A 1054-nucleotide genomic window follows, 5' to 3' on the forward strand; every position below is an offset into this window, starting at 1 on the left:
CGCCCCGACTTCGACTCCGCCGCCTACCTCGCCCACCGCCCCGACCTCGCCCGCGCCGGCATCAACCCGTTCCTGCACGCCCTCGCGCGCCGCCGCGCCGGGGCGGGCGGGCCGGGCGGGGCCGATGCCCTGCCCAGACCCGATACGGCCGAGGCTCAGCGCCTCGCCCGCCGCCTCGTGGACGGCGCCTTCTACCGCGCCGGCAATCCCGACCTCGCCGCCGCCGGCGTCGACCCGGTCGACCACTACATGGCCTCCGGCTGGCGCGAGGGCCGCGAGCCGGCGCCCCAGTTCGACACCCTGGCCTACTGCCTCAGCCGCGGGATCACCTTCGCCACCCAGAACCCGCTGGTGCACTACGTCCTGCACGGCGGACCCGCCCGGCCCGACCCGGACGCGGCGCTAGCCCTGCGGATGGAGACGCTCGCCCCCTACTTCGACGCCGCCCATTACCGGCAGCGCCTCCCTCAGCCGCAGGCCGAGGCCCTGTCCGGCGCCTCGGACGAAGCGCTGCTGCGCCACTACGTGGCGGAGGGCTGGCGGGCACGGGTCAGCCCGCGGCCGGACTTCGACCCGGCCGGGTTCGTGCAGGCGCGGGCCGGCAGCCGGGCGGTCGGCGACGACCCGTTCTTCCGCTACGTGGCCGAGACCCGGCTGACGGGGGCCGAGCCGTTCGCCGAGCCGCACCGGCTGAACCTGCCGGCGGTGGACGCGGACTGGTACCGGGCGACCTACCCGGATGTGGGCGGTCGCGAGCCATACCTGCACTTCGCCGAGGCGGGCTGGCGGGAGCTGCGCGATCCGGGTCCGGGGCGCTCGACGCTGGCGGCGCTGCTCGGCGTGTGCGGGCTGCGCCCGGCGCGGGCGCCGGTCGCGGACACGGCCTGGCTCGGGGCGATCGGGCAGACGGCGCTGGACCGGGACGCGCTCCTGGACCTGCAGGCGCGGCTGGTGGCGGGGCATTTCGACCACGGCTTCTACCGGGCCCGCTACGGACTGTCCGAGGCGGACGACGCCGCGCGCGACTACTGCGACACCGGCTGGCGGAAGGGCC

At 77.0% G+C, this 1054-nt stretch carries 1 pseudogene; it reads left to right on the plus strand.

Annotated elements, in window-relative coordinates:
* Window positions 1-1054, plus strand: a pseudogene (locus tag CIW48_RS32875) (glycosyl transferase); the annotation flags it as partial.

The sequence above is a fragment of the Methylobacterium sp. P1-11 genome, assembly GCF_008329595.1.
Lineage (GTDB): Bacteria > Pseudomonadota > Alphaproteobacteria > Rhizobiales > Beijerinckiaceae > Methylobacterium.